Here is a 15,463-nt window from a genome sequence, read left to right as displayed (position 1 = left end):
GGGTCAGCTGGTCGCGGCGGTGGCCGGGACCTGGGGCTGGAGCCTGTTGGCCAGCCGGATCTCGTCCACGATCCGGCCGATGATGGTGGTGATGCCGAAGTCCTTGGGCGTGAACACGGCGGCGACGCCGGCGTCCCGCAGGACCTCCGCGTCCGCCGCCGGGATGATTCCACCCACGATCACCGGCACATCCTCCACCCCCGCGCGGCGCAGCCGGTGCAGGACGTCCGGCACCAGCTCGGGGTGCGCGCCGGACAGGATGGACAGGCCCACGCAGTGCACGTCCTCGGCGACGGCCGCCGAGACGATCTGCTCGGGCGTCAGCCGGATGCCCTGGTAGACCACCTCGAACCCGGCGTCGCGGGCCCGGACGGCGATCTGCTCGGCGCCGTTGGAGTGTCCGTCCAGGCCGGGCTTGCCGACCAGCAGGCGCAGCTTGCCGGTGCCGAGTTCGGCGGCGGTCGCGGCCACCGCCGCGCGCACGGCGGCGAGTTCGCCGCCCGGCTCGGCCGCGACCGCGACCGGGGCGCCGCCCACGCCGGTGGGGGCCCGGTACTCGCCGAACACCTCGCGCAGCGCGAACGACCACTCGCCGGTGGTGGCGCCGGCCCGGGCGCAGGCCAGGGTGGCGTCCATCAGGTTCTCGTCGGTGGCCGCCACCTCCTTCAGCCGGGCCAGCGCGGCCCGCACCGCGGCCTCGTCCCGCCCGGCCCGCCAGGCCGCCAGGTTGGCCAGCACCGAGCGCTCGGACGCCGGGTCGACCACCATGATCGCGGTGTCCAGGTCCGCGGTGAGCGGGCTGTCCTCGGTGCTGTCGAAGCAGTTGACGCCGACGATCCGGTCCTCGCCCGCCTCGATCCTCGCCCGCCGCTCGGCGTGCGAGGCCACCAGGTTGGACTTCAGGTAGCCGGACTCGACGGCCGGGATCACCCCGCCCATCCCCAGCACCTTGGCGATCTCCGCCTCGGCGCCGGCCAGCAGCGCGGCGGTCTTCGCCTCCACCACGTGCGAGCCGTCGAACAGGTCGCCGTACTCCAGCAGGTCCGACTCGTACGCCAGCACCTGCTGGATCCGCAGCGACCACTGCTGGTCCCACGGCCGCGGCAGGCCCAACGCCTCGTTCCAGGCCGGGAGTTGGACGGCGCGGGCACGGGCGTCCTTGGAGAGCGTGACGGCCAGCATCTCCAGCACGATCCGCTGGACGTTGTTCTCCGGCTGCGCCTCGGTCAGGCCCAGCGAGTTGACCTGCACGCCGTAGCGGAAGCGGCGCTGCTTGGCGTCCTCGATGCCGTAGCGCTCCCGGGTGACCTTCTCCCACAGCCGGTTGAAGGCCCGCATCTTGCACATCTCCTCGACGAAGCGGACGCCCGCGTTCACGAAGAAGGAGATCCGGCCGACCACCTCGCCCATCCGCTCGGCCGGGACCTGCCCGGAGTCGCGGACGGCGTCCAGCACGGCGATCGCGGTGCACATCGAGTAGGCGATCTCCTGGACGGGCGTCGCCCCGGCCTCCTGCAGGTGGTAGCTGCAGATGTTGATCGGGTTCCACTTGGGGACGTGCGCCACCGTGTAGGCGATCATGTCAGTGATCAGCCGCACCGAGGGGCCGGGCGGGAAGACGTGCGTCCCGCGCGACAGGTACTCCTTGACGATGTCGTTCTGGGTGGTGCCGGTGAGCTTGGCGACGTCCGCGCCCTGCTCCTCGGCGACCACCTGGTAGAGCGCCAGCAGCCACATCGCGGTGGCGTTGATGGTCATCGAGGTGTTGGTGCGCTCCAGCGGGATCCCGTCGAACAGGGTCCGCATGTCGCCCAGGTGCCCGACCGGCACGCCGACCCGGCCGACCTCGCCGCGGGCCAGCACGTGGTCGGAGTCGTAGCCGGTCTGGGTCGGCAGGTCGAAGGCCACCGACAGGCCGGTCTGCCCCTTGGCGAGGTTGCGCCGGTACAGCGCGTTGGAGTCGCTCGCGGTGGAGTGCCCGGCGTAGGTGCGCATCAGCCAGGGCCGGTCACGTTCCTGAGCGGCCATCAGGCGTTCCCGCTGTGCTTGTCGTTCCGCTCGTCGAGCTCGCGGAAGACGTTGATCTTGTCGATGTGCCGCGCCCGCAGTTCCGCGTCCCGCACGCCCAGGCCCTCCTGCGGGGCCAGGCAGAGCACGCCGACCTTGCCCTGGTGCTTGTTGTGGTGCACGTCCAGGGCGGCCTGGCCGGTCTCCTCCAGCGAGTAGACCTTGGACAGGGTGGGGTGGATCTTGCCCTTGGCGACCAGCCGGTTGGCCTCGAACGCCTCGCGGTAGTTGGCGAAGTGCGAGCCGACGATCCGCTTCAGCGACATCCACAGGTAGCGGTTGTCGTACTGGTGCATGTAGCCGGAGGTGGAGGCGCAGGTGACGATGGTGCCGCCCTTGCGGGTGACGTAGACCGAGGCGCCGAAGGTCTCCCGGCCGGGGTGCTCGAAGACGATGTCCACGTCCTCGCCGCCGGTGAACTCGCGGATCTTCGCGCCCAGGCGCTTCCACTCGCGCGGGTCCTGGTTGTTCTCGTCCTTCCAGAACCGGTACCCCTCGGCGGAGCGGTCGATGATCGCCTCGGCGCCCATCGCCCGGCAGATGTCCGCCTTCTGCGGGCTGGAGACCACGCAGATCGGGGTGGCGCCGCCGGCCAGCGCGTACTGGGTGGCGTACGAGCCGAGGCCGCCGCTCGCTCCCCAGATCAGCACGTTGTCGCCCTGCTTCATGCCGGCGCCGTTGCGCGAGACCAGCTGCCGGTAGGCGGTGGAGTTGACCAGGCCCGGGGAGGCGGCCTCCTCCCAGGTCAGGTGCCTGGGCTTGGGCAGCAGCTGGTTGGTCTTCACCAGGGCGATCTGGGCCAGGCCGCCGAAGTTGGTCTCGAAGCCCCAGATCCGCTGCTCCGGGTCCATCATCGTGTCGTTGTGGCCGTCGGGGGACTCCAGCTCGACCGACAGGCAGTGCGCGACCACCTCGTCGCCGGGCTTCCAGGCGTTGACCCCGGCGCCGGTGCGCAGCACCACGCCCGCCAGGTCGGAGCCGAGCACGTGGTACGGCAGGTCGTGGCGCGCGGTCAGCGGCGAGAGGCGGCCGTAGCGCTCCAGGAAACCGAAGGTGGAGACCGGCTCGAAGATCGAGCTCCACACGGTGTTGTAGTTGACGGAACTGGCCATCACGGCCACCAGGGCCTCGCCCGGGCCGAGTTCGGGCAGCGGCACGTCGTCCAGGTGGAGCGACTTGCGCGGGTCCTTGTCCCGGCTGGCCAGGCCGGCGAACATCTGCTCCTCGTCCTTGTGGAGCGTCACCGCCCGGTAGGACTCGGGCAGCGCCAGGGCGGCGTAGTCGGCGGACGTGGCGTCGCCGCTGAGGATCGCGTCGAGAATTTCCTGCATGGCTGCCTCCGAAGGCGTACCTGTGCGAGGGACACAGGGCGTCTGGGGGAGCCGGGAGCGGACACCGGCTTCGCGTTGAGGGTCTGAGGGTGGTGCTTGGCTGGTGCGACGGGTGGGTGGTGTCGCGTGGGTGCTGCTGGTTCACGCCCCCTCGGTGGGGGACGCCGGAAGACGGCGCGCCGAGGTGGGGAGCCGCGGCGCCGCAGCCGGTGGGAACAAGGTAGTGGCACCCTGTGCCACTCGTAAAGACACGGGGTGCCAAGTCGTGGCGTGAGCAAGGACACGCGGTGCGGGACGGGCCCGGGCAGGCCGAAGGCCCGCCCCCGGAAGCGGGAACGGGCCTTCGAAACAGCGGTTGATCTGCGGAAACGGCCTGGATTACGCGGAAGTCCTGCCCGCCAGGGCGGCTCTGATGGAATCCACCACCGTCTCCAGCGGTGCGTCCGTCCGGGCGACTGTGATCAGCACCTCACCCCCCGGACTGGCACTCAGTGCGCTCACCGCCTCGGCTTCCCCGCCCTCCCCACTGGCACCGGGTGCCAGGGAGGCGCCGCGGCGGCGGGCCCCGCTCGGCGGGGTCGGCCAGAACGTCCCCCGGATCACCCCGAAGGAGTGGTCGAGCTGCGCCTCCACGTCCCCGTGGCCGCCGGCCCGCAGCCAGCGCCGCAGCACGTGGTTGTGCGCCGCGACCACCGCCGCCGCCGACACCTCGGCCAGCATCGAGTCGTCGTCCCCGCCGCGCTGCCAGCTCGGCGGGGTCTGCTCGGCCGCGTCGAACCGGCCCAGCAGGTAGCGGGTGAACAGCCGCTCGTAGCGGGAGACCACCGCGATCTCGCGCTCGCGCAGCGCCGGGACCTGCCGGATCAGCTGGTAGCGGGCCACCGACATCTCCGGCGTGGAGGCGTACATCCGCAGCACCTCCTTGATGCCGCGGCACACCACGTCCAGCGGGTGCTCCTCGGTCTCGGCGCTGGCCAGCAGGTCCGCCACCCGCACCAGGGTGTCGTCGTGGTCCGGGAAGATCGCCTCCTCCTTCGACCGGAAGTACCGGAAGAAGGTCCGCCGGGCGACCCCGGCGGCCGCCGCGATCTGATCGACCGTCGTCTCCTCGTACCCCTGGGTGGCGAACAGCTCCATCGCCGCGGCGGTGAGGTCCTGGCGCATCTGCAGGCGCTGGGCGGCGGCCCGGCGGCTGCCCGGTCCGGACTCCACCCCCGCACGCGGCTGATCGGGCCCGGCGGCCTGCGGCTGCTGCTGGGGGGACGAGGTCTGGCGATCCATGTTCGGAACGCTACACGCACCCGGTGCGGCCCCGGCCGGCCTGCCCCGGCGCACCGGCGCCGCCGTCGGCGCCACGGCCGGCCGCGGCCACCGCGAGGAGACCGCCCCCGCGCCCCAAGGAGGCTTCGCCGCAAGCGGGTTGACGCCCCCGGCCGGCGCCGGACGACCCTGCGGGGCCGGCGCCGGACGGCCGGTCACCGCCGTGCGTGGTCGCGGAAACCACGCCCCGTCTTGCGCCCCAGGCAGCCCGCCGCCACCAGGTGCTCCAGCAGCGGCGCCGCCGCCAGGCCCGGCTCGCGGAACTCCTGGTGCAGCACCCGCTCGATGGTCAGCGACACGTCCAGGCCCACCACGTCCAGCAGTTCGAACGGGCCCATCGGGTAGCCGCAGCCCAGCTTCATCGCGGTGTCGATGTCGTCCACCGTCGCGTAGTGCTCCTGCAGCATCCGCACCGCGTCGTTCAGGTACGGGAACAGCAGCGCGTTCACGATGAAGCCGGCCCGGTCGCCGCACTCCACCGGGTGCTTGCCCACCTTCGCACACAGCTCCAGCACGGTCGCCGTGACGTCCCCGGCGGTCAGCACCGTGGACACCACCTCCACCAGCTTCATCGCCGGCGCCGGGTTGAAGAAGTGCATCCCGACCACGTCGCCCGGCCGGGAGGTGGCCGTCGCGCAGGACACCACCGGCAGCGAGGAGGTGGTGGTGGCCAGCACCGCGCCCGGCTTGACGACCGCGTCCAGCGCCGCGAACAGCTCGCGCTTGACCGCCAGGTCCTCCGCCACCGCCTCCACCACCAGGTCCGCGTCGGCCAGGTCCGCGTACGAACCGGTCGGCGTCACCAGCGCCAGCGCCGCGTCCCGGGCCTGCTCGGACAGCCGGCCCCGGGCCACCGAACGCTCCAGCGACTTCGCCAGCCGCTCCTTCGCCCGCTCCGCCTTCTCCCGGCTGCGGGCCGCCAGCAGCACCGGGAAGCCCGCCTTGGCGAACACCTCCACGATGCCGGTGGCCATCGTCCCGCTGCCGCACACCCCGACACCGCGCACCTCGCGCCCCGCCGCCCGCGGCGTCGCGTCCGCCCGCTCCTCCGGGACCACCTTCGACGAGCCCGGCGCCTCGTACGCGTAGAAGCCGCGGCCCGACTTGCGGCCCAGCAGGCCCGCCGCGACCAGCTGCCCCAGCACCGGCGCCGGGGCGTGCAGCCGGTCCTTCGACTGCGCGTACATCGCCTCCAGCACGGTGCGGGCGGTGTCGATCCCGATCAGGTCCAGCAGCGCCAGCGGGCCCATCGGCAGGCCGCAGCCCAGCCGCATCGCCGCGTCGATGTCCTCCCGGGTCGCGTACCGGGACTCGAACATCGCCGCCGCCTGGTTCAGGTACGCGAACAGCAGGCCGTTGGCGATGAACCCGGCCCGGTCGCCCGCCGCCACCGGCTCCTTGCCCAGGTCGCGCGCCAACTCGGCGACCTGCTCGGCCGCCCCGGGGTCGGTCAGCACCGTGCGCACCACCTCCACCAGGCGCATCGTGTGCACCGGGTTGAAGAAGTGCACCCCCAGCACCCGCTCCGGACGGGCGGTGGCCGCCGCGATCCGGGTCACGCTCAGCGCGGTGGTGCCGGTGGTCAGCACCGTCTCCGGCGGGCAGATCCGGTCCAGTTCGGCGAACAGCGACCGCTTCAGCTCCAGGTCCTCCGGGACCTCCTCGACCACCAGGTCGGCCGCCGCCGCGGCGGTCAGGTCGTCGCCGACCTCGATCAGCGCCAGCAGCGCCGCCCGCTCGCCGGCCTCCAGCCGCCCGCGCTCCACCGCCCGCGCGGTGGACGCCTCGATCCGGTCCAGCGCCCGCAGCGCCTGCGTCGGACCGGCCTCCACGCCGATCACCCGACGCCCGCTGCGCGCCAGCGCCACGGCCACCCCGGCACCCATGGTGCCCAGGCCGACCACGGCGACGGTGGGAAAGGGACGCTCCATGTCCAGACTCCTTGTCATGGGCCCGCGCCGCGGCCCCCGCCACCGCCCGGCCGCGACAGCGCGAACCCGGACGGAGGGTGTGACGGGGGAGGGTGTGCCGGCGGCACGGGAGAAACGGGAACGGAAGAACCGAAGGAAGAACTGCGGCGCCCCGCGGTACGGACCGGTCCGCTCCGGTTCCGTCAGCGGGGTGTTGCCGTGGTGCTCAGGCGCTCCGAACAGGTCGTGGAGCGGCGCCGACGCGCACACAGGAGAAGAGAACGCGGCCCACCGGTGCGGCTCCCGAAGCCCGGCGCTGGCGCGTGCCGACACTGTAGCCCAGCTACCGACGGGTAGGAAGGGGGGAACGCGGCACGCCGGACCGCCGGCGGACTCATACTGTGGCCGCAGCTGCCGAAGGAGGACACCATTCATGACGACCGAGCGCCCGCAGATGAAACTCGAACAGTTCAGAGAGATCGCCATAGCGGCCGAACGGGAAGACGTGGTGTTCGAGTTCATCAACGGCAGGATCGGAGTCAAGCCGGTGCCCGACGGCGACCACGGCGAAATCATCCGCTGGGTTTCGAAGCGCTGTATGCAGCACCGCCCGGACCTGTGGCTGTACGCCGAGCAAGGGCTGCGGGTCGATCGCTACCGGGCCGGGCACGCGAAGCCCGACGGCGCGCTCGCCAAGGACGGGGCCTTCGCCGGACAGGGCGAGTGGGCCGATCCCGAGCAGGTGCTGATGGTGGTCGAGGTGACGTCCTACGACACCGACACCCATCGGCGGGACCGGGTCGAGAAGCCGGTGGCGTACGCCGAGGCAGGGATTCCGGTCTACCTGCTGATCGACCGGGACGCGGGCGCGGTGACGGTCCACAGCGAGCCGAAGGACGGCCGCTACGAGAGCGTCGCGACGCTGGCCTACGGCCACGAGGTCGTTCTGCCTGACCCGATCGGTGTCACCCTGGACACCGAGGAGCTCAAGCGTTACGCACGCTGAGACGCCGAACGGCCCGCCCGGAGGGTTCCGGGCGGGCCGTTCGCGCGTGGTGCGCCGGTGCGTCAGTGCGCCATGACCGGGACGGCGTCCTCGGCGTCGGCGCCCTGGGCGTGGTGCTCGGGCTTGCCGGCGTTGATCAGGACGCCCGCGGTGAGGCCGGCCAGCAGCAGGATGCCGAAGGCCGCCCAGATCGCGATGGAGTAGGAGTGCACCTGGGCCTGGAGCTGGAACAGCTTCGGGTCGGTGGCGGCGGCCGCGTGCGACTTCGCCCAGGAGGTGCCGGCGCTGTGCGCGACGGTGCTCAGCAGGGCGGTGCCGATCGCGCCGCCGACCTGCTGGGAGGTGTTGACCATCGCCGAGGCGACACCGGCGTCCCGCGGCTGGACGCCGTAGGTGGCCAGGCTCATCGCGGGCATGAACGCGGTGCCCATGCCGAGGCCCATCAGGACCAGGCCGGGGAGGATCTGCCAGTACGAGGTGTTGACGTCGATTTGGGTCAGGATCAGCAGGCCGAGCGAGGCGACCACGAAGCCGGGGGCCATCAGGTACCGGGCCGGGACCCGGGTCATCAGGCGGGCGCCGATCTGGGTGGAGCCGGTGATCATGCCGACCACCATCGGGAGGAACGCGACGCCGTTGACCAGCGGCTTGTAGCCGAGCACGCCCTGCATGTAGAGGGTGAGGAACAGGAACAGGCCGAACATGCCGATCACGGCCATGCCGAGCGAGAGGTAGACACCGCCGCGGTTGCGGTCGGTGACCACGCGCAGCGGCAGCAGCGGGGCCTTGACCCGGCTCTCGACGACCACGAACGCGGCCAGCAGCACGGCGGCGGCGACGAACAGGCCGATGGTGCTGCTGTCGCCCCAGCCTTCCTGCTCGGCCCGGGTGAAGCCGTACACCAGGGAGACCAGGCCGGTGGTGACCAGCAGCACGCCCGGGATGTCCAGGCGGTTGCGGTTCAGGCCGACGGCGGGCTCGCGGATGACCAGGACCGCACCGGCGATGGCGACCGCGGCGAACGGGATGTTGACGTAGAAGGTCCAGCGCCAGTTCAGGTACTCGGTGAGGGCGCCGCCCAGGATCAGGCCGATCGCACCGCCACCGCCGGCGACGGCGCCGTAGATGCCGAACGCCTTGGCGCGCTCCTTGCCGTCGGTGAACATCACGGCGAGCAGCGACAGCGCGGCGGGCGCCAGCAGCGCGCCGAACACGCCCTGCAGGGCGCGGGCGCCGAGCAGCATGGAGGTGTTGACGGCGGCGCCGCCCAGCGCGGAGGCCGCGGCGAAGCCGACCAGGCCGACCATGAAGGTGCGGCGGCGGCCCCACAGGTCGGCGACCCGGCCGCCGAACAGCAGCAGGCTGCCGAAGGCCAGCGCGTAGGCGGTGATCACCCACTGGGTGGTGCTGTCGGCGAAGCCGAGGTCTTCCTTGGCGTGCGGGAGCGCGATGTTCACCACGGTCGCGTCGAGGACGACCATCAGTTGCGCGAGGGCGATGAAGACGAGCGCCTTCCACCGGCGCGGGTCCGGCTGGAGGGTGTCAGACATGGAGGTACCCACTTGTGTGTGCGAGGGCGTACGGGTGCTTGCGGGACCGCGGCCGGTGACGGGGGTCCTGCGGGAAGTCGTGGGGGCGCTGACCGCCCCGGGTGCCGTGTGCTGGGTCAGGCGCCGGGCGTGAGGTCCTCCAGGGTCGCGGCACGGCCGGGCAGCACGGACGGCGCGGGAGCCCGCAGGCCGTCCAGGAGCAACTGCAGGAGACGCCGGACGTGCGGGTCCAGGTCGAGGCAGCCGAAGCCGGGGAGCGGTCGGGTGAGCTGGGCCATGGCGACCACGATGTCGCCGGCTCCGACGTCGGAGCGGAGCAGGCCGTCGGCCTGGGCGCGGTGGATCATGTCCTCGGTGACCCGCTTCATCTCGGCGCGCGCCTCGGCGAGTTCGGGTTCTTCGAGGTCGACGGAGTCGGAGAGCAGCGGACAGAGCGCGCCGATCCGCTCCTCGGCCGCGGCGTGCGCGAAGCGGCTGAACGCCGCGAAGGAGTCGGGCTCCTCCGCGGCGGCCGCGTGCGCCTGCGCCACGATCCGCTCCATCACGGCGATGGAGACCTGCTGGATCAGCGTCCGGCGGTCGGCGAAGTTCCGGTACAGCGTGGCGTTGCCGACTCCGGCCCGGCGGGCGATCTCGTCGAGCGGAGCCAGTGCCCCGTGCTCGACGAAGGCCTCCCGGGCCGCGGCCACGATGCGGGCCCGGTTGCGGGCCGCGTCGGCGCGCCGGACGGGAGCGGCGGTGGTGACGACGGTCATGGTGCGCTCCCTTCGAGCGGCGGGCCGTTAGTGGGGATCCTCTCCCCGTTTTGTTGCGGACAGATGTCTAAACGGGGAACTGCTCCCCGGAAATTTCATCATTCGATGTGACCTGCGTCACATGCCTGCCGCCACGGACGGGTGACCTCCCGGCGCGCTCCCCCGAACGCCGAGAAAGCCCTGGTCAGGATGGGCCCATGAGCACCGCCAAGCCACGCGCCGAGCGCGCCGCCGAGGCCCGGGTGGCCGCCACCCGGATCGAGGCCGAGGGCGTCGACGGGGTGATCGTCAGCTGGGTCGACAACGCCGGCGTCACCCGGGTCAAGACCGTCCCCGTCCGCGGCCTGGAGTCCGCCGCCCGCTGGGGTGTCGGCGCCGCCCCCTGCTTCGACGCCTTCCTGGTCGACGACTCGCTCGCCCCCTCGGGCGGCCCGGTCGGCGACCTGCGCCTGGTCCCCGACCTCACCGGCCTGCGCCGCCTCGCCGCCCAGCCCGGCTGGGCCTGGGCCCCCGGCGACCGCTGGACCCAGCAGGGCGACCCGCACCCCGGCTGCCAGCGCCAGTTCGCCCGCCGCACCGCCGACGCGCTCGCCGACCTCGGCCTGACCGTCCGGGCGGGCATCGAGGTCGAGTGGATCGTCGACGGCGGCGAAGGAGGCCCCGCGTACGGCATGCGCCGCCTGATCGGCAACAGCGACTACCTGCGCGACCTGCTGCGCGCCCTGCGCGAACAGGAACTCACCGTCCTCCAACTGCACCCCGAGTACACCGAGGGCCAGTACGAACTCTCCGTCGCCCCTAGCGGACCGGTCGAGGCCGCCGACACCGCCCTGCTGGTGCGGCACACCGTCCAGGCCGTCTCGCTGCGGCACGGACTGCGCGCCAGCTTCGCCCCCGTCACCGCCCCCGACGGCGTCGGCAACGGCGGCCACCTGCACCTCAGCCTCTGGCGCGACGGCCGCAACCTCGGCCACGGCGGCACCGGCCCGCACGGGCTCACCCGGGAGGCCGAGGCGTTCCTGGCCGGAGTGCTCGCCGAACTGCCCGCGCTGCTCGCCCTCGGCGCCCCGTCCGTCGCCAGCTACCTGCGGCTCGCCCCCGGCCGCTGGTCCGGCCCGCACCGCTGCTGGGGCCTGGAGAACCGGGAGGCCGCGCTCCGCCTGATCACCGGCTCCACGCCCGAGCAGGCCAACGCCGAGATCAAGTGCTTCGACGCCGCCGCCAACCCCTACCTCGCCGTCGGCGGCGTCCTCGCCGCGGGCCTGGCCGGCCTCGGCGCCGCCCTCCGACTGCCCGCCGAGACCACCGGCGACCCCGACGGCGTCGCCGAACGCCTCCCCACCACGCTCGACCGGGCCGCCGACGCGCTGCGCAAGTCCGAGGTGCTGCGCGCCGCGCTCGGCGAACCGCTCTGGCGGGCCGTCCTCGACGTCCGGGAGGCCGAGATCGCCCGGTTCGCCGACCTCGGGCCCGAGGAACTCGTCGAAGCCGTCCGCTACCGCTACTGAACCGCTCCGACCCCGCCCGGCCGCCCGGTGGACACCACCGGGTTCCCGGAGCCTTCACCCGGTACCCCTAGAGTGTGGGCGCCCGGGGGCCGGGCCCGGGGGAGGGAGCGGGGATGTTCTGGGTGGGGCTGCTGCTGTTCGTCGTGGTGGGCGGCGAGCTGGGGGCGGTGGTGCAGGGGGCGACCGAGCTGGGCGACGAGGACGGGGGAGGGATCGCCCGGTTCGTCGTCGGGATCAACCTGGTGCCGTGGACGACCCTGCTCGCGGGCGCCCTGGTGTACGGCGGCCGCCGCCGGCAGGCCGGGCTGCACGTCAAGGGCGCGACGGTGCCCGCGCCCGCCCGGATCGAGGACGTGCGGGCGACGGGCGACGGCCCGGACCACAGGCTGGAACTGGACCTGACGGTGGCTCCGAAGGGACGCCCCGCCTACCGGGTGCACGGCAGGGCCCGGGTCAACGTGATGCACCTCCAGGAGTTCGCCGCCGGAGGGACGCTGGACGTCTCCTACGACCCGGAGCGGCCCTGGCGGGTCGAGGTCCCCGAGCGCTGCCCGGAGCGCGACCGGGTACCGCTGGACACCGCGCCGGAGAGCAGCCGGGTGCGCGAACCGAAGGTGCCGCTGCGCGGGGCGCTGATCGCGGCCCTGGCCGCGGCCGCCGTCGGCGCGGCGGTCTACTTCGCCACCGGGGGCCGCTGACCTCCCGCTGGGGCCGCTGGCCTCCCGCTGGGACCGCTGACCTCCCGCTGGGACCGCTGACCTCCCGCCCACCCGGGGCGGCCGAACCCGGCGGGCCCGCCCTTCCGGTGCCGAGTCCGCCGTGACGCGTCCGGCCGTGGTTCGTTTCCAGGGAACGGCGGTCGGGACGGAGGCGGTGCACGGTGGCGGCAGCGGGAAGCGTGCTGGTGGGACGGCCCCTGACGAAGGGCGGGGCGGCGGCCGGCTACGACGCCGTGGTGGTCGGCTCCGGGGCCGGGGGGCTCACCGCGGCGGTCTGCCTGGCCCGGCAGGGCCGCCGGGTCGCGGTGTTCGAGCAGCACTACACCGCGGGCGGGTACACCCACGCCTACCGCCGGCGCGGCTGGGAGTGGGACGTCGGCATCCACTACGTCGGGCAGCTGGCGGAGCGCGAACCGGTGCGGGTGCTCTCCGACTACCTGACCGGCGGCGCCCTGGAGTGGGCCCCGATCGGCGACCCCTACGACGAGTACCGCCCGGCCGGCGAGGTGCACCCCGTACCGGTCGGACCCGGCGCCCAGCGGGCCGCGCTGATCGCCCGCTTCCCGGCCGAACGGGCCGGGATCGAGGCCCTGTTCGACCTGGTCGCCCGCTGCCGGGCGGTGCTGCCGGTGCTCGCGCTCGGGCGCCTGTCCGGCCCGGTCGCCCGCCCGCTCGCCCGGGTGCTGCGCACCGCGGCGGTGCCGCCGCGCGCCCTGCTCCCGGCCCGCGAGGTGGTCGCCGGGCTGATCGGCGACGAACGGCTGCGGCAGGCCCTGCTCACCCAGGCCGCGCTGCTGCTGGCCGACTCCACCGCCCGACTGCCGTTCTTCCTGGTCGCCGTGCTGTTCGAGCACTTCCGCACCGGCGGCTGGTACCCGGTGGGCGGGAGCGCCGCGATCGCGCGCGCCATGCTCGGCCCGATCCGCGACGGCGGCGGCGAGGTGTTCGTCCGGGCGCCGGTGGCCCGGATCGAGCTGACCGGCGGCCGGACCTCCGGCGTGCGGCTCGCGGACGGCACCCGGGTGCGGGCCCCGCTGGTGGTCAGCGCGGCCGGCGCGCGGAACACCCTCACCGGCCTGCTCCCCGACCCGACCGGGGCCCGCACGCGCCGACTGGCCGCCATGCGGGGCGGCTTCCCGTTCGTGGTGCTCTTCCTCGGCCTCGACGGGGACCCGGCGGAACTCGGCCTGCCCCGGCACAACCTGCTGGTGACCGACGGCGACTGCGACTCCTTCTTCGACGGCGACCCCCGGCAGCGGACCAGCGGACTGTTCGTCTCCTTCGCCAGCGCCAAGGACCCGACCTGGACGACCCGGCACCCCGGGCGGTCCACCGGCGAAATCCTCGCCTACGTGCGGCCGGAGCTCTTCGCCCCCTTCCGGGACTCGCCCCGGCGGGACCGCGACCCCGCCTACCTCGCCCTCAAGGCCGAGCTGACCGCCGAACTGCTGGAGCGCCTGCACCGCGAACTCCCGCGCACCAGGGGGCGGGTGGCCCACCACGAACTCGGCACCCCACTGAGCGCCGAACACTTCGGCGGCTGGCCCGGCGGCAGCCTCTACGGACTGGCGAAGGACGTGGCCGGCTTCGGCGACGGCCGCCACCCCGGCCGGGCCGACTGGCTGCGCCCGCGCACCGGCATCGACGGCCTCTACCTGGCCGGCCAGGACTGCCTGGCCGGCGGCTTCCTCGGCGCGGTCACCGGCGGCCTGCTCGCCGCCCACGAAGCACTCGACCGCCCCGGCCGAACCCGCCTGTGGTCCGCCCTGCTGCGCGGCGCCCTCCGCCGGACACCCCCGCCTCCCGGACCCGCCTGACGGGTCCCGCCCCGATTGCTGCGCGCTTCCGGAGGGCTTCGCCCTTTGACGAGCGCCGCCACCACAAGGCCACCGCCCGGGTCCTCGCCCACAACGAGTCCTCACCGGCCCTCCAGCGGAGGCTGGGCTTCACCGAGGAGGGCCGCCTGCGCCGGCACTTCTTCGTGGCGGGCGAGCACCGGGACGTGGTGCTGTTCGCCCTGTTCGCCGAGGAGTTCTTCGCCCGCCACGGCGGCCCCACCCCGCTCTGACCACCTCTTGCACGTTTCTGCACGGTTCCGCGCGAGGTGGCGGAACAGGGAGGCCGGCCCCCGGCCCGGGGCCGGCCTCCGGCCCCGGCGTCGCGGTCGACGCCGGGGCGGCTCTAGTCGCGGTCCGCCGCGCCGTCCGCCGCGCCGTCCGCCGCGCCGTCCGCCGTGCTGCCGGTCGCGCCGTTCGTCGCCCGCTCGGCGAACGGGCCGTCCAGCGCGGCCCACTGGAGCAGCAGGACGGTCTTGCCGTCGGCGATCCGGCCGTCCCGGGTCATCGCCAACGCCTCGGCGAAGGGCAGTTCGAGCACCTCGATGTCCTCGCCGTCTTCCTCCAGCCCGCCGCCGCCCCCGGTCCGGTCGACCGGCCGGTAGGGCGCCGCGTAGCAGTGCAGGCGCTCGGTGACCGAGCCCGGGCTCATGTACGCGTCCAGCACGTGGGTCAGCGGGCCGAGCTCGACGCCCAGTTCCTCCAGGCCCTCGCGGCGCACGGCCGCCGCCGCGTCGCCCGCCTCGCCCGGGTCCAGCAGCCCGGCCGCCGCCTCGATCAGCATCCCGTCCGGGTGCCCGTTGACGTAGGCCGGGTAGCGGAACTGGCGGGTCAGCAGGACGGTGCCGCGCGCGGTGTCGTACGGCAGGACGGCCGCGCCGTCGCCCCGGTCGTAGGTCTCGCGCTGCTCGGTGGTCCAGCGGCCGTCGCGGCGGCGGTAGTCGAAGGTGGTGCGGCGCAGCACGTGCCAGCCCTGCGAGGTGAGTTCGACCTCGCGCACCCGCACGCCGGGGTTGCGGCGCAGGTCGCGCCCGGCGCGGTCCAGGCCGGTGCGGCCGCGGTGGTCGGGGAGGTCGATCCCCGGGCGGGCGCTCACGCGTCCTCCTGCCGGGTGCGGCGCGGGAGTTCGGCGGCGTCGTGGTAGACCGGCAGGCCGCGGCGGCGGGCGGTGGCGACGTCCTGGTCGGCGCCGGTGGAGTCGCCGGGCAGCCGGAGCACGGCGTCGCAGTGGGCGAGCAGCCGGTCCGCGGCCGGGTAGAGGACCTGTTCGGCCAGCGGGTCGGTGGGGCCCGCCCCGGCCGAGCGGAGCACCGGCAGGGCGATCCACTCGCCGATCACGGGCAGGTGCCCGGCGGCGAAGACCGGCCAGGCGGCCTCCTCCAGCCGGGCCAGGTTGGCGGCCATCGCGGCCGGGTCGCCGCCGGTGCCGGAGCGGTAGGGGCCGGCGATCAGGACGAGCATG

General features: G+C 73.9%; 13 protein-coding genes. 5 read left to right on the top strand and 8 right to left on the bottom strand.

The window, feature by feature from the left end; genetic code table 11:
- Positions 1–3: 3 nt before the first annotated feature.
- The 4 genes from ACWEO5_RS17710 to ACWEO5_RS17695 all read right to left on the bottom strand — a co-directional run bounded on the left by ACWEO5_RS17710 (position 4) and on the right by ACWEO5_RS17695 (position 6,649).
- On the bottom strand, positions 4–2,028 hold the full coding sequence (locus ACWEO5_RS17710) for a protein meaA (RefSeq protein WP_452163243.1): 2,025 nt from the start codon (positions 2,026–2,028) through the stop codon (positions 4–6).
- The gene (ccrA, locus tag ACWEO5_RS17705; RefSeq protein ID WP_452163242.1) at positions 2,028–3,398 is read right to left on the bottom strand and encodes a crotonyl-CoA carboxylase/reductase; all 1,371 of its coding nucleotides are present in this window, start codon (positions 3,396–3,398) and stop codon (positions 2,028–2,030) included. Before ccrA ends, ACWEO5_RS17710 begins: the two co-directional genes overlap by 1 nt.
- Positions 3,399–3,776: 378 nt before the next feature.
- Positions 3,777–4,679, bottom strand: a complete 903-nt coding sequence (locus ACWEO5_RS17700; RefSeq protein ID WP_452163241.1) for a TetR family transcriptional regulator — start codon at positions 4,677–4,679, stop codon at positions 3,777–3,779.
- 194 nt (positions 4,680–4,873) lie between these two features.
- A complete protein-coding gene (locus ACWEO5_RS17695; RefSeq protein ID WP_452163240.1) occupies positions 4,874–6,649 on the bottom strand; it encodes a 3-hydroxyacyl-CoA dehydrogenase family protein in 1,776 nt (591 codons plus the stop codon).
- Between the two features lie 412 nt (positions 6,650–7,061).
- Here ACWEO5_RS17695 and ACWEO5_RS17690 point away from each other — a divergent pair, with 412 nt between their 5' ends.
- A complete protein-coding gene (locus ACWEO5_RS17690; RefSeq protein WP_452163239.1) occupies positions 7,062–7,634 on the top strand; it encodes a Uma2 family endonuclease in 573 nt (190 codons plus the stop codon).
- A 62-nt stretch (positions 7,635–7,696) separates the two neighbouring features.
- Here the strand turns inward: ACWEO5_RS17690 and ACWEO5_RS17685 are convergent, their stop codons facing one another.
- The gene (locus ACWEO5_RS17685) at positions 7,697–9,184 is read right to left on the bottom strand and encodes an MFS transporter (protein WP_452163238.1); all 1,488 of its coding nucleotides are present in this window, start codon (positions 9,182–9,184) and stop codon (positions 7,697–7,699) included.
- A gap of 116 nt (positions 9,185–9,300) precedes the next feature.
- The gene (locus ACWEO5_RS17680) at positions 9,301–9,939 is read right to left on the bottom strand and encodes a TetR/AcrR family transcriptional regulator (RefSeq protein WP_452163237.1); all 639 of its coding nucleotides are present in this window, start codon (positions 9,937–9,939) and stop codon (positions 9,301–9,303) included.
- A 197-nt stretch (positions 9,940–10,136) separates the two neighbouring features.
- On the opposite strand from ACWEO5_RS17680, the gene ACWEO5_RS17675 reads away from it, so the two are divergent.
- The 4 genes from ACWEO5_RS17675 (at position 10,137) to ACWEO5_RS17660 (ending at position 14,234) form a co-directional block, all read left to right on the top strand.
- Complete coding sequence (locus ACWEO5_RS17675) at positions 10,137–11,447, top strand: glutamine synthetase (protein ID WP_452163236.1); 1,311 nt, start codon at positions 10,137–10,139, stop codon at positions 11,445–11,447.
- Between the two features lie 113 nt (positions 11,448–11,560).
- Entirely contained in the window at positions 11,561–12,145 is a 585-nt protein-coding gene (locus ACWEO5_RS17670; RefSeq protein ID WP_452163235.1) for a hypothetical protein, read from the top strand.
- A gap of 206 nt (positions 12,146–12,351) precedes the next feature.
- Positions 12,352–13,983 (top strand): phytoene desaturase family protein, encoded by a 1,632-nt coding sequence (locus ACWEO5_RS17665; protein WP_452163234.1) that lies wholly within the window; start codon positions 12,352–12,354, stop codon positions 13,981–13,983.
- Positions 13,923–14,234, top strand: a complete 312-nt coding sequence (locus ACWEO5_RS17660) for a GNAT family N-acetyltransferase (protein WP_452163233.1) — start codon at positions 13,923–13,925, stop codon at positions 14,232–14,234. The genes ACWEO5_RS17665 and ACWEO5_RS17660 overlap by 61 nt, the downstream gene beginning before the upstream one ends.
- Before the next feature lie 113 nt (positions 14,235–14,347).
- On the opposite strand, the gene ACWEO5_RS17655 is transcribed toward ACWEO5_RS17660, so the two are convergent.
- Together ACWEO5_RS17655 and ACWEO5_RS17650 are read right to left on the bottom strand one after the other, a co-directional pair.
- Positions 14,348–15,097 (bottom strand): NUDIX domain-containing protein, encoded by a 750-nt coding sequence (locus ACWEO5_RS17655; protein ID WP_452163232.1) that lies wholly within the window; start codon positions 15,095–15,097, stop codon positions 14,348–14,350.
- A complete protein-coding gene (locus ACWEO5_RS17650; protein WP_344552318.1) occupies positions 15,094–15,462 on the bottom strand; it encodes a DUF4406 domain-containing protein in 369 nt (122 codons plus the stop codon). Before ACWEO5_RS17650 ends, ACWEO5_RS17655 begins: the two co-directional genes overlap by 4 nt.
- Position 15,463: the final 1 nt, after the last annotated feature.

This window comes from Kitasatospora sp. NPDC004272, assembly GCF_053603035.1.
The sequence above is the reverse complement of the archived record's forward strand: the minus strand, read 5'-3'. Positions and strand labels throughout refer to the sequence as shown.

What these genes read in the sequence shown, in the direction of transcription:
- ACWEO5_RS17680 (WP_452163237.1), bottom strand. Translation starts at nt 9,939, where the DNA reads ATGACCGTCGTCACCACCGCCGCTCCCGTCCGGCGCGCCGACGCGGCC.
- ACWEO5_RS17675 (WP_452163236.1), top strand. Translation starts at nt 10,137, where the DNA reads ATGAGCACCGCCAAGCCACGCGCCGAGCGCGCCGCCGAGGCCCGGGTG.
- ACWEO5_RS17695 (WP_452163240.1), bottom strand. Translation starts at nt 6,649, where the DNA reads ATGGAGCGTCCCTTTCCCACCGTCGCCGTGGTCGGCCTGGGCACCATG.
- ACWEO5_RS17700 (WP_452163241.1), bottom strand. Translation starts at nt 4,679, where the DNA reads ATGGATCGCCAGACCTCGTCCCCCCAGCAGCAGCCGCAGGCCGCCGGG.
- ACWEO5_RS17710 (WP_452163243.1), bottom strand. Translation starts at nt 2,028, where the DNA reads ATGGCCGCTCAGGAACGTGACCGGCCCTGGCTGATGCGCACCTACGCC.
- ccrA (WP_452163242.1), bottom strand. Translation starts at nt 3,398, where the DNA reads ATGCAGGAAATTCTCGACGCGATCCTCAGCGGCGACGCCACGTCCGCC.
- ACWEO5_RS17650 (WP_344552318.1), bottom strand. Translation starts at nt 15,462, where the DNA reads ATGCTCGTCCTGATCGCCGGCCCCTACCGCTCCGGCACCGGCGGCGAC.
- ACWEO5_RS17685 (WP_452163238.1), bottom strand. Translation starts at nt 9,184, where the DNA reads ATGTCTGACACCCTCCAGCCGGACCCGCGCCGGTGGAAGGCGCTCGTC.
- ACWEO5_RS17670 (WP_452163235.1), top strand. Translation starts at nt 11,561, where the DNA reads ATGTTCTGGGTGGGGCTGCTGCTGTTCGTCGTGGTGGGCGGCGAGCTG.
- ACWEO5_RS17690 (WP_452163239.1), top strand. Translation starts at nt 7,062, where the DNA reads ATGACGACCGAGCGCCCGCAGATGAAACTCGAACAGTTCAGAGAGATC.